Origin of the sequence: Rhodococcus sp. IEGM 1370, assembly GCF_033142325.1 — a bacterium.
Taxonomy (GTDB): domain Bacteria; phylum Actinomycetota; class Actinomycetes; order Mycobacteriales; family Mycobacteriaceae; genus Rhodococcoides.
Map to the genome: position 1 here is coordinate 223,503 of NZ_JAWLRY010000004.1, position 26,544 is coordinate 250,046.

The window sequence follows — 26,544 nt, forward strand, 5'->3', positions numbered from 1 at the left end:
GTTACCTCGAGTAACGGATCCGGCCGGACGACGAACGATAGGCTCGCATCGATATGACTGGTGCCAGGCTGTCCGTTCTCGTCGTCTTCTTCGTCAACGGCGCGGTGTTCGCGAACTGGGCTCCCCGCATTCCGGAGATTCAGAACTCACTGTCGATCGACGTCGCAACGCTCGGCCTCGCCTTGACCGGTGTCGGGCTCGGCGGTCTGGCGGCAGCCCCCGTCGCCGCTGCTTCGGTCCGACGGTTCGGCAGTCGATGGACCATTCTCGCCTCGGGGTTGCTGTTGTGCGCGGCCTTCGTCCTGCCCGCGGTTGCAGTGTCGTGGTGGACGCTGCTGGCGGCGCTGGTACTGCTCGGCGGAGCCGATGCGGTGATGGACATTTCGATGAATGCGCAGGGCGTCCTTGTCGAGGAACGAGCGGGGAAGTCGCTGCTGAGCGGCTTCCATGCCGCCTGGAGCGTCGGTGCCGTCGTCGGGGGAGTGACCGGCGCGGCCGCGGCCGGCGTCCGGATGCCGGTGGCGGCGCACTTCGGTCTGGTCGCGGTAGTGCTGGTGCTCGTTCTTGCTGCCGTCGGACGGGGTCTGGTGGGTCCAGAATCGGTGGCACTCGACGATCACGAGGACCCGGCATCCGGCCCCGTTCTCGTACGCCCGACCGCAGCACTGGCCCTGCTGGGGGCCGTGGTGCTGCTCGCCGGGCTGATGGAGGACTTTCCGCAGTCGTGGAGCGCGGTCTACATGACGACCGAAGAGGGCGCGGGCCCGGGTTCGGCCGGTATGGCGTTCGTTGCGTTCTCGGCCGCGATGCTGATCGGTCGGTTGGTCGGAGACCGGGTCGTCGACCGGTTCGGCCCGTCGACGGTGCTGAGCGGAGGCGCGTCACTGGTGGCCGTGGCGTTTCTCGTCATCCTGGGCCTGTCGGTTCTGACCGCGGATCTACCGGTCCTGGTCATCGGGGCGTTCGCGGTTGCGGGCCTGGGCGCGAGCCCACTGTTTCCCATCGTCTTCAGCCTGGCCGGGCGGCTTCCCGGTGTGTCCTCGGCAGCGGCTATTTCGATCGTGTCGCTGGTCTCTCGGATCGGATTTCTCGTGGCGCCCTTGGCCGTCGGTCGCGTCGTGGATGCGTCGGGCTTCGGATCGGTGTTGGGTGCCATTGCCGCGGCGGGCGTCGTCGTCGCGGTGATCGGGTGGTACTACGGCCGCAGATTTCCTGTCGACTCGACTCAGGACCGCGGCTCCAGATAAGTGCGCAACAACCGACGTACCTCCTCGGTCGCGAGTTGCTCGGGGTACGTCACCGCCTGCAGCGTCAGGCCGTCGATGTAGGTATGCAGTTCGGCCGCTGCGTGTTCGTCCTCTGCGCGGTCGAATGTGAATGCGGGAGAGTTCGGGCGGTCGAGATCGTGCAGGTGCGCCCACGCGAGCCGGCACAGGTACCGACTGCCGAACCACCCGGCCGTCTTGAGGGCGGCAAGTTGCTCGTCGAATCTGGCACGCACGATCGCTTCCAACCACACCGACGCCTCGGCGCGGCGATCCTCGTCGAGGGGTAGCAGCTCCTCGAGGACGCGGATCGCTCGCGTCGGTCCGCCACCATCGGTCGGGTGCGCCTCCAACCGATGTACGACGCGTTGCGTCATGGTCTCGGCCGCGAACAGCACCAGTTCTCCTTGGTCGGAGAAGTAGTACCGAAGTGATCCGGGGGAGACGCCGGCTTCGGCGGCGACGCTGCGTACCGTCGCCCCGTCCATTCCTGCTCGTTCGATGACGCGCCACACGGCGGCGACGATCTCCGCCCGGCGTGCGTCGTGGTCGACGATCTTCGGCATCGGTCTGTTCTAGCACGTGCAGATTTGTTGATACAACTGTGCTGAAATCCTGTTACGGTACAGCTGTGTCAATTCAGCTGATCGGGCTCGCGCTGGTGGACAGCATCGGCGTCGGGACTCTTGCGGTTCCGCTGTGGATGATGCTGCGGCCGTCGTTTCGGGTGCGTGTCGTTCTGCTGCATCTGGGTGTGTTGGGGCTGGTCTACTTCGGGGTCGGTGTCGCCTTGTGGGCGGCCACCGATGGCCTGAGCGTCGCGATTCCTGGTGACGCGTGGACTCGATTAGCGGTGGGTCTTGTGGTTCTCGTCATGGGCCTGGTCTGTGACCGTCGGCGGCGAGTCCCGAGCAGTGCGTGGTGGGCGCGGCCCCCGAGAAGCGTTCGCGGTGTGGTCCTGCTCGCCGTCGCTGTGGGCGCGGTGGAAGTGGCGACGATGCTGCCCTACTTCGCGGCGATCGATGCGGTCGTCGAGTCCGGCCTGGGGTGGGGGTTCTCGGTGCTACTGCTCGCGGGGTACGTGCTCGTGACGCTCTCACCCGCTCTCGTCCTGCTCATCGCCAGAGTGTTTGCGCAGGAATATGTTTCGTCGCTCACGCCAACTCTGCTCCGGCGCCTGGATCACTGGAGTGGGGACGTGTCGGCGACGGTGTTGCTCGTGGTGGGCGCGCTACTGGCCGCGGATGCGGCACTCGAACTGAACCTGGTCTGACCCGATTGCGGTCCGAATCGATGAAAGGGAAACGATGAAAGCAAGGAATGTGCGCAGCATCGTCGTGATTGTCGTCGGAGCTGTGCTGGCGCTGTTCTTCTGGGACCTTCGGTTCTTCTGGTTCCAGGGCGGCCCGATCGGCTGTGTTCTGGTGGTACTCGCGATGGTCGACGTATGGGAATCGCGCCGCGGCATCCCGAGGAAGGGATTGCTTGCGGAACTGCGAGACGACATCGTCGGCGGTGCGGATTCAGGCGACACACCCGAGCGTGACCCTCGGCCGTGAGTGGCTCTGCCGGCTCGTATCGCCAGGACGGTACTGAATTCTCGGCCCGGGCGTGATAGACAAGCTGTTCGGCGGTGCTGTATCGAGCGGAATGGTGGTGGCCTGGTGACGACCGGTGTCGACGCGGGGCTTGCCGAGCGCTCGCCTCGGCGTGGTCTGACCGCTGCCGGTACCGCCGTCATCGTCCTGGGTTTGGTGGCCGGTTGGGTCGTCGTCTACTTGGTCGGCCTGATGGGTGCGCTGTGGCGTTTCCGTGAGCCCGACGCGCCGGCCCCGATTCTGTCGATAGGGGATCAGTGGGCCGATCTCGCTGTCGGCGCGGCGCAGGTGTTGGTGGGTGCCGTCGCGATCGCCATCGTCTGGTTCGTTCGGCGTCGGAAGCTGCCTACGGTGTGGCCGGCCCGCAGTGGGACCGCGTTCGAGGCTGCGCTCACCTGGTGTGCCGCGATCGGTGCCGCTTCTGCTTCGCTGCTCGTGTTGTCGCGGTTGGACATCGTCCGATTCAGCTTCTCGATCCCGGCCTCGGTCGAGTCCGATTGGCTCGCAGTGGTTTCCGCTCTCGTCGTGGGTCTACGGGAGGAGCCGATCCTGGTGGCGTTGCCGGTGTTGCTGCTCGTCGGCCGGGTCCCGATCTGGGCGATCATGGCGTTGTCGGGCACGATGCGGGGCCTCCTCTACATGTACTTCGGCGGAGGCGGTTTTCTGTGGGCTCTGTGCTGGGGTGCCGCGGCGGTCTGGGTGTTCTACCGCTACCGGCGGCTGTGGGTGTTGATCGCCATCCACGGATTGGTGATGAACATTCAGGTGTTCGATCGCGTGATTCCGTCCGAGAATGCGGCGACAGTTCTGCAGTGGGTCAACATTCTGATCCTGTTCTCGGCGCTGCTGTGGTGGATCACTCCGCGTGCGCTGGAAGCTTTCCTGCCGAACACGGTGGCCGTTCGGTACGGCGATTCGACCGTCGAGACGACTCCGATGGTGGCCGAGGTGGTACTGAACCCCGAGAAACTCGATCCCGACGAGTCCAGACGAGAACCGCCGGTCAAGCCCTGACCATCCGGGCTTCGTGGCACTCCCAGAGCGGGTCGAACTTCTCGGTGCCGTCCAGCTCGAACCGATGCTTGCGGTAGAACGCCACCGCACGATGGTTGGCCGCTGCCACCCACAGATATGTGGATGCCTCCCGGTCGATCACGGTGGTCATTAGTTCTGTTGCGACGCCCGTGCCGTGGTGCTCGGGCACAACGTTCAGTGACCACAGTTCGGTCGGTGCCGGCGGATTGTCGTCGCGTGGTGGGCCGCCGGTGGCGAAACCGACGATGCGTGAATCGCTGGTGTCGACGGCGCATCGGGTGCGCACACCGCGCCTCGACTGCTCGTCGAGGCGGGCGATGATCTGCTCCCAGCGTTCGATGCGATCGCGAGGGCGTATCGCATCGAGCTTGGCGCTGTTCATCATTCCCGCGTACGTCGCCTTCCAGATCGCCACGTGCGCTGCGCCCAGTTGTTCCTCGTCGCCCGGGCGGATGTCGCGGATCGTGTAGCTGGCCACCGTTGCAGTTATACCGATACGACTCGAATTGTTCTCGGATTTTCTTGTCGTACCCCTCTCGTATCATCGAATTCATGTTCGATACCGGGGGGTGGGGAGCGGCGGAGACGCCGCCGGTCGATGACTGTATCGCGGGGTTTCTCGACGTCATCGCACTCAACCGTGTCAACGAGAATCTCGCTCGGGCAGCGACCGTGCTCGCCTACTGCGACGTGCTCGAGATGCGCCTCGAGGCAGCCGAAGCTGCCGGTGGAGATCCGGGCGAGACAGTCCGCGGTGCCCTGTGCGATCTGGCCGTGACGATGACAGGAACGCGCCGCGATGCGTCCGTGGTGCACGACGTCGCGGAGCGTCTGCATCGAATGCCGTTGACTGCCTTGCGTTTCGTCACCGGCAGCTTCGACTGGTCGACGGTGGTGACGATCACCTCGGTGCTGCATCGTGCCAGCGACGAGACGATCGCGAAGATCGAATACGAGGTGTGTGCGGCGGGTGGCCGGATGCGTCCGCAGGCGCTACGCAATCGGATGTGGCGGCTGTGGATGAAGGCCGATCCGGTCGGTGCCGCAGCTGCCCGCGAGACGGCGAAGTCCGAGGAGGTCGGCGTGCGGATCGACCGCACCGGTCCGGGTGGGATCGCGTCGCTCATTGCGAAGATCACCGATCTCGAAGCGGCAGAGGCGGATGCGCTCATCACCGAGATCGTCGGGACGGTCTGCAAGCGCGACCCACGATCGACGGGGACACTGCGGGCCGCGGGTCTGATGGCGTTGCTGCACGGCGAGCATTCACTGGCGTGCCAGTGCGATCGCGGCGACGACTGCCCGGTGGCAGGCGCTGTCGACGACATTCCTCCTCGGCGCGGGCATCTCCTCCAGATCGTGGTGGCTGTGGAGACGCTGCTGGGACTGTCCTCGGAGCCTGCGACCCTCCCCGACGGGACGCCCATCGACCCCGAAGTGGCGCGCATCGTTGCCACGGATGCCAAGTGGCAGGCACTGCTGACCGAGCTGGTCGAGATGCTGAAGCCGGAACAGGGAAACACGGGCGACGACGGATCGAACGATGACGGCCGTAACGGTGACAGCCCTGATACCGATGGGCTGGCCGGTGGCCCCGAAGGCGGCCCTGACGATGGCGGTCCTGACGACGGCGGCCCTGACGACTGCGGTCCTGACGGCGGCGGCCCGGATGGCGATGGCCCTGACGACGGCGGTCCTGACGGCGGCGGCCCGGATGGCGATGGCCCTGACGACGGCGGTCCTGACGGGGGCGGCCCGGATGGCGATGGCCCGGATAGCGGTGGTCCAGACGACATTGGCCCCGATGGCGGTGGTTCGGGCGGCCGCGGTTCTCCCAACGGCGGCAGCGGCGGCACCACGGGCACCCCTGACGGCCCGGCATCGGAACGCCCCGGCAGTCGCTCGCACTCCGGCCCTGACCAAACCGGCTTCCGCAGCGGCGATGGGTTGGGTATGCAGTCGAGTTCGTTCGGACCGTTCTCTACGGCGGTGCCGTCGTTGTTGCGTCGGGTGGTCGGCATTGGTCGGGTACGAGGTGCCGCCCAGCTTCCGTCCGCGCGTCTCGGGGATGCCCACTGCCTCCCACCTGCAGTCCCGCTACTGGGGGAGGAGTCTGTCCGCGATGGGCTCGTCGCACGGTGGCTTGCATGGATTGCCGAACGGCCCGAGCGTGCTCGCGGCATCTTTCCCGACGGTCATGGCGGCGAGTCCGCTCCGTCGCGGTCTGCGGTGACGTATCGGCCCAGTGCCCGCGTCGCGGCGTTCGTTCGGGCTGCCTATCGCACGTGCACTTTCCCGAACTGCGATGTGCCGGCGGCCCGGTGTCAGATCGATCATCTGGTTCCGTTCGATCACGACGATCCCGAGCGGGGCGGCTGGACGATCGTGACCAACCTTCAGCCGGTGTGCGTGTTCCATCATCAGGCCAAGACCTCGGGGGCGTGGTCGGCGGTGATGCTCGCAGGCGGCGCGATTCTGTGGTCGAACTCGCTCGGTCTGCGCAGAGTCACGTTGCCGGAGTTGTCGGTCGCGACTCCCCGCTCATCCCGCCGACGGCGAAGGGTCTCGTCCAGGCCGGGATCGAGCCTGCTCGAACCGACCCGCTGGGAGCTCGAATACAGCGGGTGTGCATCGCCGACTCTGGACGACTGTCGTTCTGCGACAACGGGTATCGACCGAAAGAAGTTGGCGGAGAAGCGGCGGGCCTACCTGGAACACTGTCGCGTCGTCCATGCACGCGTCCGATACGACCGCACCCGATACGACCCTCCGCCCTTCTGAACCACACCCGTGCCGGTGTGGCACAGGCCGCTGGCCTGCTACCTTGAACGCCGTTCAAGTTTCTGGGGCAGGTCACCGCCCCACTCCACGAGGAGCCACCGTGTCAGATGTCGACAGCAGTACCCGCCAGCCGAGCCGTAAGGTCAGCCGAATGAACGTCTCCGCCCGCGACATGGCGCAGATCGCAGTGTTCGCAGCACTCATCGCCGCGCTCGGCCTGCCGGGATCGATCACGGTCGGGTTCTCGGGCGTCCCCATCACCCTGCAGACCCTCGGCATCATCCTGTCGGGCGCGATCCTCGGACCCCGCAAGGGCACGGCCTCGGTTCTGGTGTTCCTCGCCCTGACGATGATCGGCCTGCCGCTGCTGGCGGGCGGGCGTACCGGTCTCGCCGCCATGGCCGGGCCCACCGTCGGGTACCTCATCGGCTGGATTCCAGCCGCTTTCCTGATCGGCCTGCTCACAGCGCGCATCCTGCCCAAGTACTCGATCGTGCTCGGCCTGCTGATCAACGCCGTCGGCGGAATCGTGATCGTCTACGCATTCGGCATCATCGGACTCGTTCTGCGCACCGACGTCGGACTCTGGGCCGCCGTCACCTCCAACGGACCGTTCCTTCCCGGCGACATCGCGAAGGTCGTCGTCGCCACCGTCGTCGCCAAGAGCGTCCATCGCGCGTACCCGGGCCTGATCAAGGCGTGACTCTCACGCTGGGAGGTCGAGGCCGCGACAACGACACCGCCATCTCCTGGGCGGGTCGCACACTCACCTACGCCGAACTCGACGCAGCCGTCGGGCGGTGGCCTCACCTCCCGGTGCACGACGCTCAATCCCACAGCGCTCGATCCCACGACGCGTCAGCGCTCGAGCTGCCGGAGGCCTTGATCTGCGTCTTCGCGGCGGCCAGGCAGGGCAGTGCGGTCCGAGTGGAGGACCCGGCCGCCCGTCCCGAGCGCCCTGCGCACATCGATCCCGACGCGTTCCTGCTGGTGGCAACCTCGGGCTCCACCGGCCGGCCGAAACCGCTCGCTCGCACGGCCGCGTCGTGGGTAGACAGCTTCCCCGAGTTCACCGACATCTCCGGTATCCGACCGACCGACACCGTGCTCATCACCGGACCGCTGCACGCCACGATGCACCTGTTCGCCGCGGTGCACGCACTGTGGTTGGGGGCATGCGTCACCGACGACGCTGCGCAGGCCACTGCTGTCCACGCGGTGCCTGCGGTACTCCGTGACGTCGTCCGCCGGATGCCTCATGCGCGGATTGCCGTCGCTGCCGGAGCCGGGCTCGATGATGTTGCTGCGCAGACGATCTCGGCGCAAGGCGTCAGGCTGGTCGAATACTACGGCTCGGCGGAGTTGTCGCTGGTGGCGGCGAGGGTGGTGGGCGAACAATCGTCGCTGAGGCTGCTCCGCGATGTCGAAGCACGCACCGAGGACGGGTACCTGTTCGTTCGATCGCCGTACGCCGCGCTGGGTGCGCGCGATTGGTTCGGCGTCGGTGATCTGGCCGAACTGAACGGCTCAGAACTCCTCGTCCACGGCCGCGGAGATGCAGCGATCAACGTGGGCGGAACCACCGTCATCGCCGAGGACGTGGAAAACATCCTGACCGGGCTCGACGGCGTCCGAGCTGCGGCAGCGATCGGTACACCGCACGCGGTTCTCGGCGAAACGGTCTCAGCCGTCATCGAACTCGACGGAACCCGCGACCTCGACCTGGTGCGCGCCGACGCTCGCGCAATCATGGCCAAGGAGGCGCTGCCGCGACGCTGGACGGTGGTGCAGCAGTTGCCCCGCACCGCGAGCGGCAAGATCGCCCGAAGGGCCCTGCTGTGAATGTGTCTGCTTCGAACATCCCCGTCATCGTTGCGGCCAAACGTTCGGCAATCGGTATCGCCGGGCACGGCTTCGCCGATGTCACCGCCCCGAACCTTGCCGCGCCGGTGCTGAAAGCTGTTGCAGCAGAAATCAGCTCACTCGACATTCCGATCGACGACGTGATTCTCGGTAATTGCCTCGGTCCCGGCGGTGATGTCGCACGGGTCTCGTCGCTGCTCGCGGGCCTCGGTGTCGGAGTTCCCGGAGTCACCGTCGATCGGCAGTGCGGATCCGGGCTCGACGCCGTCGCGCAGGCCGCGTCGCGCATCCGCAGCGGCGACGAGACGTTGATACTGGCCGGTGGCGTCGAATCTGCCAGCACCAGTCCGTGGCGGTTCTGGCCACCGGTCGACGGCGAAGAACCCGTCCGCTACACCCGAGCGCCGTTCGCTCCGCCCGGCTTCGAGGACCCGGACATGGGTGTGGCAGCGGACGACCTCGCGCGAATCCGCGGTATCGGGCGCGAACGCCAAGATGCCTACGCTGCACGGTCGTTCGCGCGCGCGGCGGCTTGCGACTTCTCGGCCGAGATCGTCACGGTGAACGATGTCGCAACCGACGAGCGCATCCGCCCCAACATGACCGCCCAGCGGCTCGGCAGGCTGCGCCCCGCATTCACCCCAGCCGGCACGTTCACCCCAGCCGGCACGGTGACCGCGGGCAACTCGTGCGGAATATCCGACGGCGCAGCGGTTCTGGCCATCACCACCGCCGAGCGGGCGGCCGGGATGCCGGCGTTGCGCATCCTCGGCAGCGCGGTCGCAGGGTCCGACCCGGCTCTTCCCGGGCTGGGTCCGGTGCCGGCGATCGACAAGCTGCTCGCCCGCACCGGGGTGAGCCTCTCCGACCTCGACACCATCGAAATCACCGAGGCTTTCGCGTCGGTCGTGCTCGCGGTCTCGGATGAATTGGGCCTCGACGAGGACCGCATCTGCCCGGAAGGTGGAGCCATCGCGATGGGGCATCCGTGGGGAGCTTCGGGCGCAATTCTGCTGGTACGGTTGGTCTCTCGAATGCTGCAGCCCGGGGGTCCGGCACTGGGCCTGGCGGCCTGCGCCATCGGCGGCGGGCAGGGAATAGCGATGCTGGTGGAACGAGCGACATGAGCAGGGTCATATGAGCACAATCAAGTTCGAGAACATTTCGCACTCGTTCGGAGAACGGCAGGTGCTGCACAGCATCGACCTCGAGTTCGACGAGCGCCGGATCGGCATCATCGGCTCCAACGGTTCCGGCAAGTCGACGCTCGCGCGGATGATCAACGGTCTGATCAAACCCGATACGGGCCGCGTCACGGTCGACGGTATCGACGCCGCCAAGAAGGGCGCGCAGGTACGCAAGAAGGTCGGCTTCGTGTTCACCGACCCGGACTCGCAGATCGTGATGCCCACTGTCGCCGAGGATCTCGCGTTCTCGCTGCGCAGGTCCGGGCTGAACAAGCAGCAGGTGGCCGAGCGGGTGGAGGAGATTCTCGTCCGCTTCCGTCTCGATCAGCACCGCGACCATCCGGCGCACCTGCTCTCCGGAGGACAGAAACAACTGCTGGCGATCGGTGCCGTCCTCATCCGACGACCGGAGGTGGTCGTTGCGGACGAACCCACCACGCTGCTGGATCTGCGGAACGGACGCGTCGTCGCGCAGGCTCTGGATTCGATGGACCAGCAAGTCATCGTCGTGACCCACCAACTGGCCCTGCTGGACAGCTTCGAGCGCGTCATCGTCATCGACGACGGCCGCATCGCGTTCGACGGCACCCCCGCCGCCGCGGTCCCGGCCTACCGGGAGCTGATCGGATGATCGGTCTCTACCGGCCCGGTACCTCGCTGCTGCACCGGATGAGCCCGGGATCGAAGCTGCTGGCGCTGATCTTCGCGATCCTGGGGACGGTGATCTTCGCGCGCACTCCGCTCGAGGTCGCAGCGGTAGCGGTACTGGTCGCGGCATTGTTCGCGGTGGCTCGCATTCCAGCGAAAGTCGCACTGGCGCAACTGCGTCCAGTGCTGTGGATGCTGCTGATCATCGGTGTCTTCCAGGTGATCATCACCACCTGGCAGCGCGCCGTCGTGGTGTGTGGGGTGCTGGTGATCTCCGTTGCGCTGGCAGCTCTCGTCACCCTCACCACCCGGGTGACCGACATGCTCGATACCGTCACCCGAGCGCTCGGCCCCGTCCGCCGCTTCGGCGTCGACCCGGATCGCATCGGATTGCTCCTGGCACTGGCCATCCGCTGCATCCCTCTACTCGCCTCCATCGTCCAAGAGGTGTCGCAGGCTCGCAAAGCACGCGGACTGCAGTGGTCGATGACGGCGCTGGCAACGCCGGTCCTGGTGCGGGCCCTCCGCACCGCCGACGCCATGGGAGACGCCCTCGTCGCGCGCGGCGTAGATGACGACGGTGTCGATTTTGACGGTGACGATGACGAGTGAACTCCTCGCCGCCCGGATAGCGCGGCATTTCGACCGCTCCGAGGCAGCCGTGGTCGACGCGACCGGGGAGGTCACCTACCGCGAATTCTGGGACCGGGTGACACGCACGGCGACCGCAGTGGCAGGGATGCGTCGCATCGCGGTACTGCCGACGTCGGACATCGGGTCGTTGGTGGTCGTCGTCGCGGCGATGCATGCCGGGGTGAGTGTCGTTCTGCTGCATCGGCATTTGTTGGCTCAGGAATTCGTCGATGTCGTAACGGTGTGCGAGCCCTCGCTGATTGCCGCGCATCCGCGTCAGCATGCGAGAGTGCACGGTTGGGGTGCGGTGGACGTGTTCGCACCCGAGGACATGGCTGCCAAGACAACCGCCGTCCCCACCCCCACACCGGATTCCGAGTTGCTCGTGGGCGTCACCTCGGGAACCACCGGTCCGCCCAAGCTGTTCGTGCGCAACCAGGCGTCGTGGGCGGCGACGCTGGATCGCTCCGATGCCTTGTTCGATCTCGGTCCGGGAGATCGGGTGTCCGCACCGGGCACTCTCGATCACACGCACTTTCTCTACGGCGCACTGCACGGGCTCACCCGCGGGGCGACAGTCGACCTACGGGAGCCCACGGCAGCTCTCGAAGATGCTGCGACACATCTGTATTCGGTCCCGACCATCGCCTGGGACGTCGCTCGCTCAGGAGTGCGATCGAACAGTGTCCGTGAAGTGCTCTCGTCCGCGGCGCGGTGGGCGGAGCCGGGGAGGGCCGCTCTGGCGGCGGTACTTCCGAATGCGGCGCTGACACATTTCTACGGGGCGTCGGAGCTCAGTTTCGTTTCCTACGACCGAAGCGAAAGCAACGGCGCGGAGGTCAGCGGTCAGCTGTTCGACGGGGTCGAGGTCGAGATCAGGGACGATCTGCTCCACGTCCGCAGTGACATGCTGTTCGACGGCTACCTGAGCCGAGTGGGAGGCCACACCACCCTGACGAACGGGCCGGTCGACGGGTGGATGACCGTCGGCGATCGCGGCAGTGTCGAAGAGGGCCGACTGACCTTGCACGGCCGCGGCAGCGAGACGATCGTCCGGGCCGGGCTCACGGTGGAGTTGACCCCGATCGAGGCGGCCCTGCTCGCAGTTCCCGGTGTGCTCGAGGCCGGCGTGGTCGGGTTGCCCAACGACAGAACCGGTGAGGAACCTGCTGCCGGAGTCGTTGTGGCGCAGACCGATTCGATATCCGTAGCTCGGATTCGCCGCCACCTGCGCACCGTGCTTCCGGGCCCCAGCCTGCCCGTGCTGATCGCCGTCGTGGACGCTCTTCCGCGTACGCCGCGCGGCAAGCTCGACCGTCAGGCTCTGGCGGCAACCTTGGCCACGGTGCGGACCGTGGGCCCGCCCGATGCTCCGGTGACGACGAACCAGACGGTCAACGCGCCGCCCTCGTAGCGATGGCGCAGAGTGACGCGTTCACCCGCCAGCACCGGGCTCAGGTATTCGATGACGGCGCGGTGCGGCGACGCGGCCAGCTCGGGCACGTCGACCAGCAACTCCTCGATCGCGTGCCAGTAGACCGCATTGTTGAGGTGGTCGAACGGATCGATATCGGTTGCGCGCAAGGGGAACTGCACATCCGTGGTCGATTCGGCCGGCACCGGCTCGGTCAGCCATGCCTTCCATCGCAACCGGTGTTGATCGGTGGTTCGCGCCAGCATTTCCAGGGCACCGTCGCTGATGCGGGTCGGCATCCCGGTGTCCTTGCTGATGTTGATCCAGAAGCCCTCGGTCTCGATGCGCCCACCCTTCGGTGTCGTCAGTGCCACGCGCATGTTCGACCACCGCGTCGACATCGACGAACACCAACGCCGCATGTGTACTCGGTCCGGGAAATGGATCGGCTCGAAGACGTCGATGACGGTGCGCCGCACGATCCACATGGGATCCGTCTTGCCCAGGGGAGTGGCGTCGAGGTTGTCCGTACCGATGTCCTGCAGGTAGCGGGCAACGCCGTCGAACCGTAGTCGGTTGTTCGGATCGATGTCGCCGGTCCGCACCGGCCAGTCGGTCTCGAAACCCTCACCGGGCGGCGGCTCCGGTGCCAGTTCGTCGTCGAATCCTGCCGGTTCCACACGTGCATTGGTCACGTCCGCACTGTACGCGCGCACCTACACGATGTGACGGGCGCGCATACCGTCGAACACCGGTGCCACGCGCACGACGTCGCCGGTGGTGGGAGCGTGCACCATCTGGCCGTTGCCCATGTAGATCGCCACGTGGCCCGGCCCGGCCGGCCCGAAGTTACCGAACAGCAGATCGCCCGGTTGCGCCATTTCCATCGGAATCTCGGTGCCCACGTTCCACTGAGTTTCCGAGGTTCGGGGCAGTGTCACCTTTCCGCCCGAGGCCTTGTAGAGGGCATACGACGTCAGACCCGAGCAGTCGAATCCGCCGCCGGACGGTCCGTTGATGTTGCCGCCGCCCCACACGTACGGAAGTCCTAGATAGTCCATCGCCAACTGCACCGATCGGCCGCCGATTCCGGTGAGGTCGAGTCCGGCGAACGGGGTCAGGATGGCGGCGAACTGCGTTTCGGTCGCCCGGATGCGAGAGACGTACGGCTTGGTCTGCGTCTCGTAATCGAATGTGCCAGAGGGCATACCGCCCGATCGCAGCACCGCTCCCGCGCCGGCGTTGTATCCGGCCAGGGTCAGATCCAAGGTGTCACCGGATACCTTGCCCTCGCGCTTCCATCCGTCGACCTGCCCGTAGATATCGCACAGCAGTGTGCCCGACGCCATCACCGAATCACCGATGCTGTTGACGTCGGTGACACCGTTGCCGTCGTAGTCCTTGCCGTAGGTCGCCCAGGTTCCTGGCATGAACTGCCCTGGCCCCTGCGCGCCGGTGCTCGAGACCGGAGCAGTGGGGCCGTGCCGAAAACCGTTCTCGGCGGCATACAGTGCCGCGATCGTGGTCGCTTTGACGCCGCCGCAGATGTTGCCCGCCTTCTGCAGCCACGGCACGAAGGCGGTGATCGCTCCCACGGCACCCAAGCCGATCGCGCCCACGTTGATGCCGGTGAACGTGGCGGGTTGACCGGGAAACAGCGCACGCCTGATGGCCTCGGCCGACGCCATGAACGCGGTCTGGGTGGCGATATCGGCGGCGGTGTACGTACGGCCGGCGAATTGAACGGCACCGGCACCGAGCGCGGCTGCGGTGGTGGACACCGCATTCGACGACCCAGCGCCCGAGGAGAACACACTGAACGGCAGTGGCGCGCTGGGTACCGCCGCAGCGAGAGCGGCAGGAGCGGCGGCAACAACATCTGTCGCTGCCGCAGCTGGATCGGTGGCACTGGCACTGACACCGGCAGGGTCAGCGGTATCTGCTGCTTCTGTGTCCACTGCTTCGATGTCTTCCACCGTCGGCAGATCGGGGAGCATCGGTTCGGCGGCGGTGTGCAGGCCCTCGGCGGCGTCCGAGAGGGTGCGGTCGGCGATGTCGGCGGCCGGTTCGGGCATGGTGCCCAGTAGTTCGGTCCACTGATCGCTCATCGTCTTCGCCTGATCTTCGGCGTTGGCGGCAATGTCTGCCGCCTGGTCCTGCACCGCCTGATCGGGAATCGGAGCCGGGGCGTCGGTTCCGGCGACTACACCGGCGGCGGACACGATGACGGCAACGATGACTGCGAATGGATCGCCTGCCATGTATCGACTCCTGCTACTCGAACGATCTTCCCCGAGCCAGGAGCTGTGATCAGTCTCACTCGGGTGCTGCACCCATCATGCACGGTGCAGACGTTCGACTCATGAGATTCGCAAAAGGAAATGCAGGGTTGTCGGAGCAGTATTTTCAAACCAAAGTTGCCCAGTAGTCCGAGAACCGGATTCCGATGAGCGCGACGACGATTGCATACCACACGGCGAGCAGCGTCCAGCGCCATTCCAGGAAGAGTCGGCCGACGGTACCGCCGCTGTTCGGGCCGGAGCCGACCAATCGGCTCAGAGCCAGCACGAACAACGGCATCGTCACCGCCCACACCACCATGCAGTAGGGGCACAGGGCGTTGATCACGTACAGGCTCTCGAAGATCAGCCAGTGCACGAAGATCTCGCCGAGCAGCAGGCCTGCACTCAGTCCGAGCCAGAACCAGTGCGGTAGTTCGACGCGGCCGAGCCAGAGCACCCCGGCGACGAGGGCAATGGAGAAGGCGACGATGCCGAGGATGGGGTTCGGAAAACCGAACAGCGCAGCCTGTTTCGTCACCATCACCGAGCCGCACGAGAGTACCGGGTTCAGGCTGCACGACGGGACGTACGACGCGTCCTCGAGTAGTTTGAATCGCTCGATCGTCAGCGTCATCGCGGCGAGTAACCCGAGCGCGCTGAAGACGGTGAATACAACTGCGCCTGCGCGTGTCCTCATGGCGACCGGTTGCCGCTCAGTTACCGGCAGCGGCGGCGAGGATGTTCTCCGGCGTCGGGTTGGAGATGTCGGTGCCGTTGACGCGCACGTTCGGCGTTCCGTTGATGCCTTCGCCGAGGACCGACTGTGTCTGGGTGGTGACCCAATCGGTGTAGCTGCCGTCGGTGATGCACGACGCGACGGCGGGGGAGTCGGCCCCTGCAGAGGCGGCGATCGCGACGAGCTCGTCGTTCGTCAGTCCGGTTCCGCCCTCGGCCGGCTGCTGCTCGAACATGGCGGTGTGCCAGTACATCCAGTTGTCGCGGTCGTTCTCGGCGACGCAGATCGCGGCGCTTGCCGCGCGGGTGGAGTACATGGTTCCGTTCGAGAACCGGTCGAGAATGGAGATGGGGCGGTAGTCGACGGCGACATTGCCCGCGTCGGCCAGCTGCTGCAACGTCGATCCGCTGATGGCCTCGAAATTCTTGCACGCCGGGCACTGGAAGTCCTCGACGACGCTGACGACGGTGGTGGCATCGGGGTTGCCGAAGCGGATGGCACCGTCTTCCGTCACCGACGTGGGAGTGAGCTGGGCCCCGGTCGATTCGCCGGAGCCTGCGGCGGAAGATGCATCCCCAGACGTCGAATCCTTGTTGACGATGAAGAGGGCAATCGCCGCCACGAGCGCGATCAGAACGACTGCGACGACGATCTGGATCAGAGTCCGACGATTCTTGTCGCCGTTCTGCATGGCCTTGATGTCTTTCGAGACGTTCTTGCTCGTGTTCACGGCGACCAGTTTATGCAGGACAACCTGAGTGTCAGATGAGAGCTGGGTTGAACGAGAGCTGTGTCAGATAAGCGCAGCCAGTCTTTCGATGGCGAAGCGGTATCCGTCGATCCCGAGTCCGGCGATGACGCCGCTGGCGATGGGGGAGACGAAGGAGTGGTGCCGGAACTCCTCACGGGCGTGCACGTTGGAGATGTGCACCTCGATGATCGGCACCTCGGGGATGACGAGAGCGTCGCGCAGCGCCACCGAGGTGTGCGTCAGTCCGCCCGGGTTGATGACGATGCCCGACGCCACCCCGCGGGCCTCGTGGATCCAGTCGATGAGTTGGCCCTCGTGGTTGGACTGCTCTGCCTTGACGGTGAGTCCGTGCTCGGCGGCGGTCTTCTCGCACAGGGCGACGACGTCGGCGAGGGTGGCGTGGCCGTACACCTCCGGCTGCCTGGTGCCGAGCATGTTCAGATTCGGACCGTTGAGCACCAACAGCTGCTTGGCCACGACGTCGCTCCATTTCTTGCTTCGGGTACTACTGCCCGCTCCGAGTACTACCGGCTACGACTATTCCACAGCGTGGTTGACACAATCGTCCGGTGAGTACTGGCAAGGCAGTCTGGGTGGTGTGGGGCGTCGGCGTCTTCGCCTACATCGTCGGAGTGCTGCATCGAACGTCGTTCGGCGTCGCCGGGCTGAGTGCGGCGGATCGATTCTCGGTGTCGCCGTCGCTGCTGTCGTCGTTCGTGGTGCTGCAGGTGATCGTCTACGCGGGGATGCAGATCCCGGCTGGGGTGCTGTTGGATCGCATCGGTTCGCGCAAGATGATCGCCGCAGGCGCGCTGATCATGGCGTCGGCACAGATCACGCTGGCGTTGACGGAGTCGCTTCCGGTCGCGGTGGTCGCCCGCGCGTTCGTCGGCGTGGGCGATGCTCTCACCTTCATCTCGGTGCTGCGGTTGGTGCCGGTGTGGTTCACGCCGCGGCGAGTGCCGATCGTCTCGCAGCTGACCGGTCTGCTCGGCCAGCTCGGCCAGGTGCTCTCGGCGGTCCCGTTCCTGATTCTGTTGAACGGACCCGGTTGGACGTTCGCGTTCGGTAGCGCAGCAGCACTCGGTCTCCTTGCGCTCGTACTGGTTCTCGCGCTCGTCAGGGATCGCCCCGACGACGGAGCTGCCCCCGTGTTCGAGCCGACGACGCTGAAACAGACCCTCGCCTCCATCGCCGAGGTGTGGCGACGCCCCGGCACCCGGCTCGGCTTCTTCTCGCACATGGGTACCCAGTTCTCCATCACGGTGTTCGCGTTGCTGTGGGGTGTTCCGTATCTGACGTCGGCACAGGGCCTGTCGGCGTCGACGGCCGGAGCGTTGCTGACGGTGTCGGTGGCATCGGCGGTGGCGTCGGGCATCGTGGTTGGTGTTCTCACCGGGCGCTATCCGATGCGACGGTCGTGGCTGGTGCTGGCGATCATGATCAGCAACGCGACCATGTGGGCGATCGTGTTGGCGTTGCCCGGGCCCGCTCCGCTGTGGTTGCTGGTGTTGCTCGTGGTGGTGATCTCGGTGGGTGGCCCCGGTTCGGTGATCGGGTTCGACCTCGCGCGAACGTTCAATCCGAGCGCCAATCTGGGCACAGCGCAGGGGATGGTGAACATCGGTGGTTTCCTGGCGTCGCTGTTGGTGATCGCGGCGATCGGATGGATTCTCGACGCGATGGGCGGCTACACCTTCGACGGATTCCGGGTGGCGCTGCTCGCGCAGTTCCCGGTGTGGATCGTCGCGATCATCGGTGTCCTGTCGACGCGTCGCAAGACTCGTCGAGTGCTCGCTGCCGAAGGTATTCACCCGCACACGATGCGTGAGGTGCGGGACCGGATGAGGCGTAAGTAGACCACCTGCCTTATTCCGTTGCACAGACGGCGTTCTGCGCGCATGCTGGTGTCCCGAATATCGTTGTAGGACACAAGTAAATGCTACGTAAAGGTGAATCCAAGAGATGGTTACCGAGCCTGAAGTGAAGCCCGCGGCCGGCGAGTATTCGCATCGCGAGATCATGACGATTCTGTCGGGCCTGATGATGGGCATGTTCCTCGCCGCCCTCGACCAGACCATCGTCTCGACGTCCGTTCGGACCATCGCCGACGATCTCAACGGGTTCTCGGTTCTGGCCTGGGTGACGACGGCCTATCTCATCACCTCGACGGTCTCGACCCCGTTGTACGGCAAGCTGTCCGACCTGTACGGACGCAAGCCGTTCTTCATGACGGCCATCTCGATCTTCGTTGTCGGGTCCATGCTGTGCGGGATCGCGACGTCGATGTACGAGCTCGCTGCCTTCCGTGCGATCCAAGGTCTCGGTGCGGGCGGTCTGATGTCGATGGCGCTGGCGATCATCGGCGATATCGTTCCGCCGCGTGAACGGGCCAAGTACCAGGGTTACTTCCTGGCCGTGTTCGGGACGTCCAGCGTGCTGGGGCCGGTCATCGGTGGACTGCTCGCCGGGCAGTCGTCGATTCTCGGAATCACCGGCTGGCGTTGGGTTTTCTACATCAACGTCCCGCTGGGAATCATCGCGCTCGTCGTCGTGTGGCGAGTGCTGAACCTGCCGGTCTACCGCCGCGAGGCGCGCGTCGACTGGTGGGGCGCAGTGCTTCTCAGCGTCGGCCTCGTGCCGCTGCTCATCATCGCCGAGCAAGGTCGCGTGTGGGGATGGAGCTCGCCGCGGGCCCTGCTGTGCTTCGGATTCGGCATCGTCGGCGTCATCGCGTTCGTGCTCGCCGAGATCAAGATGGGCGGCGACGCCCTGATCCCCATGCGTTTCTTCCGAAACCCGTTGTTCTCGCTGTGTATTGCTGTCAGCGTCATCGCCGGTGCGGCCATGTTCGGTGGCATCTCGCTACTGCCGCAGTACCTGCAGGTGGTCAAGGGATCCTCGCCGACGCTGGCCGGTTACCAGACCCTGCCCCTCGTCGGTGCCTTGATGGTCGCGTCGATCGTCTCGGGTCGCATGATCTCGAAGACGGGGCGGTACAAGATCTTTCCGATCGTCGGTACTGCACTGATGGCCATCGCGATGTTCGTCTTCCACTACGTGCACGCCGATACCCCGCTGTGGCAGACGATGGTCGTCATGGGCGTGTTCGGCCTCGGGCTCGGTTCGATGATGCAGCCGCTGACCCTGGCCATCCAGAACGCGATGCCGCCCAAGGACATGGGTGTATCCACCTCTGCCGCAACGTTCTTCCGGCAGATCGGTGCGACGGTGGGTGTGGCGGTGTTCCTGTCGATGCTGTTCACGCAGCTGACCCCCAAGACGGGTGACGCGCTGATTGCCGCGAGTTCGACGCCGGCGTTCCAGCAGGCAGTGCAGAGCGCCGCAACCAGTTCCGATCCACTGGAATCCGGTTTCGCCCAGGCCATCGCCTCGGGTGACGCCTCCGTCGCGGGCAGTGCGCTGCAGGACAGTTCGTTCATTCAGAAGCTCGAACCCGCACTGGCCGAGCCGTTCCGCATCGGGTTCTCCGACGCCATGGACTACGTCTTCCTGGCCGTCTCGATCCTGATGCTCCTCGGATTCGTGCTGGTGCTGTTCTTGAAGGAGGTTCCGCTGCGCACGATGTCGGGTCTGGCTGCGGCGCAGCAGCAGCGTGACGAAGAGAAGGCGCAGGAGGCGGGACCCGGCTTGCTGTAGATGCTGTGAAGCGTTTCGCCCGCGGTGCCGGCGGGTTTCACCGCGACGGCTGGGGTGGTGGCATGTCCGGGCAGGTCGATCGACCCGATTCGGCGGGGGTGATCGCCTCGGCCGGCGCGATGGTCATCACGAGACCTGCGAAGAGGACGTCCAGGCCTCGTTCGAGTTCGTGAGCACCGTCGTATGCGGTGATGAGCGGCGGCAAGGTGGACAGCAACGGAAATTCGTCGGCGGGGAGTCGGCGCAACGCCAGGCTGAGACGGTCGCCGGTCTCGTCCGGGTTCTCGGTCATTTCCTGGGTCTCGCTCAGCACGTGACCTCGGAGGAAGGATTTGAGCAGCCGATAGGTCGACAACGCCTCGGGTGCGGTGAATCCTGCGTTGGTCATCAACGCCATCACGCTTTCGAGTGACCGCAAAGACCTCGTGGTGCCCAGCCCGAGCGGCGTCCGATGTGGGCGAGTGGACAGCAGAATTGCCGCATGTGGGTGCTCGAGTGCAAGACGCCGATAGTGCCGGGCGAACAAGCGAAGCTGTCCCTGCCAGTCGGGGTCCGTTCGGTCGACCGTGACGAGCGGGCTGAGAATCGAATCGGCGATGGCGTCGAGCAGGGCTTCCTTCGTCGGAAGGTACCGGTACACCGTCATCGGATCGCGATCGATCGACGTCGCCAGGCTGCGGATCGAGAGGCTGTCGAGTCCGGTTCGGTCGACGATGGACAGTGCGGCCGACACCACGTAGTCGCGGTCGATCTTGTCCCTGGAGTGTGGGCCGAATCGGTCTGTAGTGGACATCGGCTGGCACCCCTTTCGAAAAGCTGTGAACCGACCGGTAAGTAGCGTCAAACAAACTTGTTGTTCACCAACGTATTTCGCTTGACGCACGATGCTACACGTGGTGTGCTGTAGCTCTACACCGTAGAGATACGGGGAAACTCTTAGTTGCGGAGTGGGCCAAGAGCCTCCGCTTACTTCTCACTCCTATCGCTGTGTTGCAAAAAGCCGGCAGGCGATGCCATCGAAGTGCACAGACCGCGAGACCTCGACGCCCCTGGTGTATTCCAGTGAACATCGTCGAAAGTCGCGACATCACTTGCAACGCAATCGAACTCGTCGGGGGATCGATGCGTGACCCACGAAGCGTGGCAGCACGCCCGCTTCGTCCCCCCACCAGCAGATCGGTATGTAATCCATGCATGCTCCGCAGCGCACCCATGCGTCCACCATCACCGGCCGCAGCAAGACGCTCGTTCCTTTCGTAGGAACAATTGCCCTGGCCACCAGCGCTCTCATGCTGGTCAGTGCCCCACTGGCGCTGGCCCAGCCCACCACGGTGGGCCTCGGAACCGCAGAGACGTTCGCTGTGCTGGCCGGCTCCACAGTCACCAACACCGGCACCTCGACCATCAGCGGCGACGTCGGCGTCAGTCCAGGCGAGGGTGAGCCGCCGAGTGTCACCGGCTTTCCGCCCGGCTTGGTCACGGGCGGGGTGATCCACGACCGCGATACCGTTGCTGCACAAGCACAGTCGGATCTCACCGTCGGTTACAACGACGCGGCCGGTCGAACCGGCCCGGCGGACGTCGGAGTCGAACTCGGCGGGCAGACTCTCCTGGCCGGACTGTACGGAGGCTCGGGCACTCTCGGCCTGACCGGGACTCTGACACTCGATGCGCAGGGCAACTCCAACGCAGTGTTCATCTTTCAAGCGGCATCGACGCTGATCACTGCCTCGAACAGTCGGGTATCGCTCACCAACGGGGCGAATCCATGCAACGTGTTCTGGCAGATCGGCAGCTCCGCGACACTGGGCACCGACACCCAGTTCGTCGGCACCGTCATGGCGCTGGCGTCCATCACTGCGACCACCGGTGCCACCGTCGACGGACGCTTGCTCGCCCGGAACGGTGCCGTGACGTTGGACTCGAACCGCATCACCAGCCCGAACTGTGCAACCGTTCCGCCGACGACCACAACGCCCCCGACCACTACGACACCCCCGGTGACCACTACGCCTCCGGTCACGACAACGCCCCCGGTCACCACGACGCCTCCAGTGACCACGACTCCTCCCGGTGGCGGTGACGGTGACGGTGGCGGTACACCGGGCACTCCGGGTGACGGTGGCGGAACGCCGGGTACGCCGGGTACCCCGGGTGACGGTGGCGGAACGCCGCCGATCGTCATCGACGTACCCCCGATCCCAGGCCTGCCGCCCGTCCCCGGCATCACGATCCCGGCGATCCCCGGTATCCCGAATGTGCCGAACGTGCCGAACCAGCCGAACGTGCCGAACCAGCCGAACGTGCCGAACCAGCCGAACGTGCCGAACGTGCCCAACCAGCCGAACGTGCCCAACACGCCTGATCAGCCGAACACCCCCAACACACCCGGTGTTCCGAATCAGCCGAACACGCCGAGCGGCCCGGATCAGCCGGGCACGTACAACCCGGGTGGGCAGATCACGCAGATCCCGAACGGTGGCGTCGACACCGGTGACGGCAGCACTGTGTCATCCTCTGACGCAACGCCGTTCGCTGCGATCTGGACATTGCTGGCCGTGCTCGCGGTCGGTGCGGTCTCTGCCCTGACTCTGACTCGTCGTCGGCACTGATCGGTGAGACCTACCGTCGAGGTATCAGGACCTCTCGCTGAATCCGCCCGCACCACGATCCGTCATCGGTTCGTGGTGCGGGCGGTGGCAGCGGCGTTCCTCATGCTGCTGTTACTGGTTACCGGGTGTGCAACGCCGTCGGATACCGTTCCCCTGCAGACTGATTCGACGTCTTCGGTCTCTTCTGCTCCTGCAGCCGTCGCCCCGACAGACGAGGTTGTTGCCGAATCGTCGGTCGCCGGGTCACCGCCTGCGCGCATCGAGATCGGTGCGATCGGCGTCGACTCCGATGTGATGGGTCTGGGTCTGCGTCCGGACGGCACGATGGAAGTTCCCCCGGGCGGTTTCCCGGCCGGTTGGTACACCGGGTCGCCGGTTCCGGGGCAACTGGGACCGTCGATCGTTGCGGGGCATGTGGATTGGGACGGCAGCCCCGGCGTCTTCTACCGGCTCCGCGATCTCCGACAGGGCGACGATGTCACCGTCGTCAGCCAGGACGGAAACACTGTCCGGTTCGTCGTCAGCGCGGTGGAGCAGTATCCGAAGGATGCCTTCCCCACCGACAAGGTGTACGGAGACATCGATCACTCAGGCCTGCGTTTGATCACCTGTGGCGGCCAATTCGATTCGGACATATCGAGTTACGACGACAACATCGTCGTGTACGCAGATCGCGTCTGAACGAGCTCTTTCGCTCACAGCAAGTTCGCAGGCTGCTCCCAGCCGGGCCGACGGTCCATCGCACACTCTCGTAGTCGACAACTTCGACGAACAGGATGTGCGATGACTGCCCAACTCGACCGACCGGCCGCGATGCCTCCGTCGCACGCCCGCCAGCCGTCCTGGCAGAACAAGTGGTGGTATCGCCGCCGGCACCTGCTCGGTCTGCTGATTCTGCTCGCGGCCACGGCAACGCTGTACCTGTGGAATTTGACGGCAAGCGGCTATGCGAACACGTTCTACGCTGCCGCGGTGCAGGCCGGTACCAAGGACTGGACGGCGTGGTTCTTCGGATCGCTCGACTCCGAGAACTTCATCACGGTGGACAAGCCGCCGGCCTCGCTGTGGGTCATGGGTCTGTCGGCCCGACTGTTCGGGTTCTCGAGCTTCGGCCTGCTGTTGCCGCAGGCGTTGATGGGTGTCGCCTCGGTGGCGACGGTGTATGCCGCGGTCAAGCGCGTCGCGAACCCCATGGCCGGTTTGCTCGCCGGCTTCACCCTGGCTTCGGTGCCGGCGGCGGCCTTGATGTTCAACTTCGACAATCCCGACGCGCTGTTGGTGTTCCTCATGACACTCGGCGGCTACTTCGTCGTGCGATCTCTGCAGACAGCGGCCGGAAGGCGGGCCGCGATGTGGCTCGCTTTTGCCGGCGTGGCGCTGGGGTTCGCGTTCCTCACGAAGATGCTGCAGGGGCTGCTGGTGTTGCCGGCGTTCGGTCTCACGTATCTCGTTGCAGGACAGGCGCAGTTGCGGGCCAGATTGCTGCACCTGATCGGGGCCTCGGCCGCTCTCGTGCTTGTCGCCGGGTGGTGGGTGGTGACGGTCCAGCTCTGGCCGGAAAGTGCCCGACCGTACATCGGTGGGTCCACCGACAACACCGTCATGGATCTGGTGCTCGGGTACAACGGGCTCGGCCGTATCTTCGGTAACAGCGGCGGAGGTGGCATGGAGGCTCCGGCGGGGATGAGTGCCGGGGCAGCCGGGTCCAGCTTCGGCGGCTCGACCGGTCTGGATCGGCTGTTCGGCAGCGAGATGGGAATTCAGATCTCCTGGCTCATCCCGGCGGCCCTGGTGGCGCTGGTCTTCGGGCTGATCGCTCGTGGCCGAGCGCCGCGAACCGACCTCCTGCGTGCGTCCCTGATTCTGTGGGGCGGTTGGTTCCTGGTGACGGCGTTGATCTTCAGCTACATGTCCGGAACCATCCACCCGTACTACACCGTCGCGCTCGCCCCGGCTTTGGCCGGGTTGATCGGAACCGGTGGTTACGCACTGTGGCTCAGGCGTGAATCGATCTGGGGCAGAGCCGGTATGGCATCGATGATGATCGCAGCCGGGATCTGGAGTTGGGTGCTGTTGCATCGCAACGCGGACTGGCTGCCGGCACTGAAGTGGATCCTGTTGGTGGGAACCACCGTTTCGGCCGTGATGATCTTGGCGGCCGGGCGATACCGAAAGCTCACTGCGGCCGCGCTGATCCTCGGAGCCGTGGCAGGTCTGGGCGGCGGCGCGTCGTATGCCATCGCCACGACGACGAACGCGCACAGTGGTTCCGTTCCCACCGCAGGTCCGACCGGTGCAGTCAGCGACGGCGGTCCCGGCGGAATTCCAGGCGGTGGAATGCCCAGTGGCGGAATGTCGAGCGATGGAATGGCCAGTGGTGGAATGCCGACGGGCGCGATGCCAAGCGATGCTGTGTCGGGCGATGCTGTGTCGGGCGGTGATGCGGGCATGCCTGCTGATGCTGCGGATCTTCCGGCCGGTTTTGCCGGCACCAACGTGGGCGGCGGGATGGCCATGGGCGGCATGGGCGGTGAGTCCAACGAGGAGTTGGCTGCGCTGCTCGAGTCGACGACCACGAAATGGTCTGCTGCAGTGAACGGTTCGATGTCGGCTGCGAATTACGAGTTGGTCTCCGACACGGCGGTGATGGCCATCGGTGGGTGGAGCGGAGATCCTGCGCCGTCGCTCGACGAGTTCATTCAGTACGTGGCCGATCATGAGGTGACGTACTACGTCTCGGGCGGAATGGGCGGGGGCATGGCGCGCGGAGGCATGGGCGGCGACTCTGCGAGCACGTCCTCTCAGATCCAGGAATGGGTCGAGGCGAACTTCACTGCCACCACGGTCGGCAGCGCGACGGTGTACGACCTCAGCACCTACACGGGCTGACACCGACCGAACGGAGCGACACCCAGAAGTCACAGTTGTTCCACCGCAGACACTTCGACTGCGGTGGAACTTCTGTGTGCAACGTTTGTTGGAATCGGAAAGGCCGGCGGATCGTCGCCGGGCATTGGTGCCGGCACGGACATCCAGAACACGACATCCCCTGCCGGCATGAATCGAATCCACAGGCCTGTCGTCTCGACGCTGTGGTGAGTGCCAGACGGCGACGGCACCAAGCACATCGCGCCCGTACTGGTCATGCCAGAACCGCATCACGGGACGGCGTGGCCAGATGTTCGTGCGGAAGTACGTGGCAAACGTCGCGCCGATGAGTGACCTTGGACCCTCGCAAGCAGCGGCGAGTCAGCGAAGCATCAACGGCCATGACCACACCCAGACCGGCAACACCCGCAGGCTTCTATCCCGACCCGAGCGGAAGGCCCGGCCAATCCTACTGGGACGGCAATGAATGGGGCGACCAGCCGCCTGAGCCGCCCAAGAAGTCGCATAAGTTGCGGAAGGGCCTGCTGATCGGGCTTGGTGTGTTCGTCGCTCTGGTGATTGTCGTGAGTTTGACGGGAACGGACGACAGTGGCTCGACGGGCTCCGGTGCCGGCGCACCGGCAGAGTCCTCTTCGGACATCGCATCCGCAGGGAGCGCGGTCCGCGACGGGAAGTTCGAGTTCCAAGTCACCACTGTCGCCAGCGCGAAGACGGTGAGCGACCCAACCGACAACCCCTACATGACCGCGGACGCGCAGGGCGAGTTCATCGTCGTCACGATGCGAGTGAAGAACATCGGAGACAAGCCACAGAGCTACTTCGGCGACAACCAGAAGATGAGCGATGCGCAGGGCCGCGAGTATGGGGCATCCAGCGAGTCCGGTATGTATATGAACACCGAGGTCGCCGTATTGGGTGAGATCAATCCCGGCAATTCGATAGACGTGAAGGTCGCATTCGACGTGCCACCAGGAACCGCTCCCGCCACGCTGCAGCTACATGACTCGATGTTCTCCAGCGGAGTGAAAGTAGCTCTTGCTTAACCTGTTTGACCCGAGTGACTCGGCCGCCACTGCTCCACCGAGGCGATCCTGACTATCGCCAGGGCACACAGTAGATCTATCCCGACACCAGGTCCGACCGGCGCAGACACGGAATGGGTCGAGGTGAACTTCACCGCGGTCGGCAGC

General features: G+C 65.4%; 25 protein-coding genes. 17 read left to right on the forward strand and 8 right to left on the reverse strand.

Annotated elements, in window-relative coordinates; all coding sequences use genetic code 11:
- The first annotated feature begins 53 nt into the window (after nucleotides 1-53).
- Complete coding sequence (locus R4P47_RS09360) at nucleotides 54-1,247, forward strand: MFS transporter (RefSeq protein WP_317784613.1); 1,194 nt, start codon at nucleotides 54-56, stop codon at nucleotides 1,245-1,247.
- Here the strand turns inward: R4P47_RS09360 and R4P47_RS09365 are convergent.
- Nucleotides 1,226-1,831, reverse strand: coding sequence for a TetR/AcrR family transcriptional regulator (locus R4P47_RS09365; protein ID WP_317784614.1), 606 nt, complete (start codon nucleotides 1,829-1,831; stop codon nucleotides 1,226-1,228). The genes R4P47_RS09360 and R4P47_RS09365 overlap by 22 nt on opposite strands.
- Nucleotides 1,832-1,896: 65 nt before the next feature.
- Between R4P47_RS09365 and R4P47_RS09370 the strand changes: the two genes are divergently transcribed.
- The 3 genes from R4P47_RS09370 to R4P47_RS09380 all read left to right on the forward strand — a co-directional run bounded on the left by R4P47_RS09370 (nucleotide 1,897) and on the right by R4P47_RS09380 (nucleotide 3,877).
- Nucleotides 1,897-2,538 carry a GAP family protein gene (locus tag R4P47_RS09370; RefSeq protein WP_317784615.1) on the forward strand — a complete coding sequence of 214 codons (642 nt, stop codon included), beginning with the start codon at nucleotides 1,897-1,899 and terminating at the stop codon, nucleotides 2,536-2,538.
- A 34-nt stretch (nucleotides 2,539-2,572) separates the two neighbouring features.
- Nucleotides 2,573-2,824 carry a hypothetical protein gene (locus tag R4P47_RS09375; RefSeq protein WP_317784616.1) on the forward strand — a complete coding sequence of 84 codons (252 nt, stop codon included), beginning with the start codon at nucleotides 2,573-2,575 and terminating at the stop codon, nucleotides 2,822-2,824.
- A gap of 105 nt (nucleotides 2,825-2,929) precedes the next feature.
- Nucleotides 2,930-3,877: a CPBP family intramembrane glutamic endopeptidase gene (locus tag R4P47_RS09380; protein WP_269595351.1), complete on the forward strand. Its 948-nt coding sequence runs from the start codon at nucleotides 2,930-2,932 to the stop codon at nucleotides 3,875-3,877.
- Here the strand turns inward: R4P47_RS09380 and R4P47_RS09385 are convergent.
- Nucleotides 3,867-4,376 (reverse strand): GNAT family N-acetyltransferase, encoded by a 510-nt coding sequence (locus R4P47_RS09385; protein WP_317784617.1) that lies wholly within the window; start codon nucleotides 4,374-4,376, stop codon nucleotides 3,867-3,869. The two genes, R4P47_RS09380 and R4P47_RS09385, sit on opposite strands and share 11 nt — an antisense overlap.
- A 74-nt stretch (nucleotides 4,377-4,450) precedes the next feature.
- Here R4P47_RS09385 and R4P47_RS09390 point away from each other — a divergent pair, with 74 nt between their 5' ends.
- The 7 genes from R4P47_RS09390 to R4P47_RS09420 all read left to right on the forward strand — a co-directional run bounded on the left by R4P47_RS09390 (nucleotide 4,451) and on the right by R4P47_RS09420 (nucleotide 12,424).
- Nucleotides 4,451-6,679: a hypothetical protein gene (locus R4P47_RS09390; protein WP_317784618.1), complete on the forward strand. Its 2,229-nt coding sequence runs from the start codon at nucleotides 4,451-4,453 to the stop codon at nucleotides 6,677-6,679.
- A 151-nt stretch (nucleotides 6,680-6,830) separates the two neighbouring features.
- Nucleotides 6,831-7,382, forward strand: a complete 552-nt coding sequence (locus R4P47_RS09395; protein WP_317784619.1) for a biotin transporter BioY — start codon at nucleotides 6,831-6,833, stop codon at nucleotides 7,380-7,382.
- Entirely contained in the window at nucleotides 7,379-8,521 is a 1,143-nt protein-coding gene (locus R4P47_RS09400) for an AMP-binding protein (RefSeq protein ID WP_317784620.1), read from the forward strand. The genes R4P47_RS09395 and R4P47_RS09400 overlap by 4 nt, the downstream gene beginning before the upstream one ends.
- Entirely contained in the window at nucleotides 8,518-9,669 is a 1,152-nt protein-coding gene (locus R4P47_RS09405; RefSeq protein WP_317784621.1) for a thiolase family protein, read from the forward strand. The genes R4P47_RS09400 and R4P47_RS09405 overlap by 4 nt, the downstream gene beginning before the upstream one ends.
- 10 nt (nucleotides 9,670-9,679) lie before the next feature.
- A complete protein-coding gene (locus R4P47_RS09410) occupies nucleotides 9,680-10,360 on the forward strand; it encodes an energy-coupling factor ABC transporter ATP-binding protein (RefSeq protein WP_300524665.1) in 681 nt (226 codons plus the stop codon).
- A complete protein-coding gene (locus tag R4P47_RS09415; protein WP_317784622.1) occupies nucleotides 10,357-10,989 on the forward strand; it encodes an energy-coupling factor transporter transmembrane protein EcfT in 633 nt (210 codons plus the stop codon). Before R4P47_RS09410 ends, R4P47_RS09415 begins: the two co-directional genes overlap by 4 nt.
- On the forward strand, nucleotides 10,979-12,424 hold the full coding sequence (locus R4P47_RS09420) for an AMP-binding protein (RefSeq protein ID WP_317784623.1): 1,446 nt from the start codon (nucleotides 10,979-10,981) through the stop codon (nucleotides 12,422-12,424). Before R4P47_RS09415 ends, R4P47_RS09420 begins: the two co-directional genes overlap by 11 nt.
- Here R4P47_RS09420 and R4P47_RS09425 read toward each other — a convergent pair.
- From R4P47_RS09425 to aroQ, 5 genes are all read right to left on the reverse strand, one after another.
- A complete protein-coding gene (locus tag R4P47_RS09425; protein ID WP_411567314.1) occupies nucleotides 12,328-13,119 on the reverse strand; it encodes an acyl-[acyl-carrier-protein] thioesterase in 792 nt (263 codons plus the stop codon). The genes R4P47_RS09420 and R4P47_RS09425 overlap by 97 nt on opposite strands.
- 21 nt (nucleotides 13,120-13,140) lie before the next feature.
- The gene (locus R4P47_RS09430) at nucleotides 13,141-14,685 is read right to left on the reverse strand and encodes an NlpC/P60 family protein (protein WP_317784624.1); all 1,545 of its coding nucleotides are present in this window, start codon (nucleotides 14,683-14,685) and stop codon (nucleotides 13,141-13,143) included.
- A 145-nt stretch (nucleotides 14,686-14,830) separates the two neighbouring features.
- Nucleotides 14,831-15,403, reverse strand: a complete 573-nt coding sequence (locus tag R4P47_RS09435; protein WP_317784625.1) for a vitamin K epoxide reductase family protein — start codon at nucleotides 15,401-15,403, stop codon at nucleotides 14,831-14,833.
- Between the two features lie 16 nt (nucleotides 15,404-15,419).
- Nucleotides 15,420-16,172, reverse strand: coding sequence for a DsbA family protein (locus R4P47_RS09440; protein ID WP_317784626.1), 753 nt, complete (start codon nucleotides 16,170-16,172; stop codon nucleotides 15,420-15,422).
- A 63-nt stretch (nucleotides 16,173-16,235) separates the two neighbouring features.
- Nucleotides 16,236-16,670, reverse strand: coding sequence for a type II 3-dehydroquinate dehydratase (gene aroQ, locus R4P47_RS09445; protein WP_082899543.1), 435 nt, complete (start codon nucleotides 16,668-16,670; stop codon nucleotides 16,236-16,238).
- Between the two features lie 92 nt (nucleotides 16,671-16,762).
- Here aroQ and R4P47_RS09450 point away from each other — a divergent pair, with 92 nt between their 5' ends.
- Both R4P47_RS09450 and R4P47_RS09455 read left to right on the forward strand, forming a co-directional pair.
- A complete protein-coding gene (locus R4P47_RS09450) occupies nucleotides 16,763-18,052 on the forward strand; it encodes an MFS transporter (RefSeq protein WP_317784627.1) in 1,290 nt (429 codons plus the stop codon).
- Between the two features lie 106 nt (nucleotides 18,053-18,158).
- Nucleotides 18,159-19,853 carry an MDR family MFS transporter gene (locus R4P47_RS09455; RefSeq protein WP_317784628.1) on the forward strand — a complete coding sequence of 565 codons (1,695 nt, stop codon included), beginning with the start codon at nucleotides 18,159-18,161 and terminating at the stop codon, nucleotides 19,851-19,853.
- A gap of 37 nt (nucleotides 19,854-19,890) precedes the next feature.
- Here R4P47_RS09455 and R4P47_RS09460 read toward each other — a convergent pair whose 3' ends face one another.
- Nucleotides 19,891-20,646 carry a TetR/AcrR family transcriptional regulator C-terminal domain-containing protein gene (locus R4P47_RS09460; RefSeq protein ID WP_317784629.1) on the reverse strand — a complete coding sequence of 252 codons (756 nt, stop codon included), beginning with the start codon at nucleotides 20,644-20,646 and terminating at the stop codon, nucleotides 19,891-19,893.
- Between the two features lie 397 nt (nucleotides 20,647-21,043).
- On the opposite strand from R4P47_RS09460, the gene R4P47_RS09465 reads away from it, so the two are divergent.
- The 4 genes from R4P47_RS09465 (at nucleotide 21,044) to R4P47_RS09480 (ending at nucleotide 26,397) form a co-directional block, all read left to right on the forward strand.
- On the forward strand, nucleotides 21,044-22,465 hold the full coding sequence (locus R4P47_RS09465; RefSeq protein ID WP_317784630.1) for an ice-binding family protein: 1,422 nt from the start codon (nucleotides 21,044-21,046) through the stop codon (nucleotides 22,463-22,465).
- A 3-nt stretch (nucleotides 22,466-22,468) separates the two neighbouring features.
- The gene (locus tag R4P47_RS09470; protein ID WP_317784631.1) at nucleotides 22,469-23,146 is read left to right on the forward strand and encodes a class F sortase; all 678 of its coding nucleotides are present in this window, start codon (nucleotides 22,469-22,471) and stop codon (nucleotides 23,144-23,146) included.
- A 102-nt stretch (nucleotides 23,147-23,248) separates the two neighbouring features.
- Complete coding sequence (locus R4P47_RS09475; protein WP_317784632.1) at nucleotides 23,249-25,354, forward strand: ArnT family glycosyltransferase; 2,106 nt, start codon at nucleotides 23,249-23,251, stop codon at nucleotides 25,352-25,354.
- A gap of 335 nt (nucleotides 25,355-25,689) precedes the next feature.
- Nucleotides 25,690-26,397 carry a DUF4352 domain-containing protein gene (locus R4P47_RS09480; RefSeq protein ID WP_317784633.1) on the forward strand — a complete coding sequence of 236 codons (708 nt, stop codon included), beginning with the start codon at nucleotides 25,690-25,692 and terminating at the stop codon, nucleotides 26,395-26,397.
- The last annotated feature ends 147 nt before the right edge of the window (nucleotides 26,398-26,544 follow it).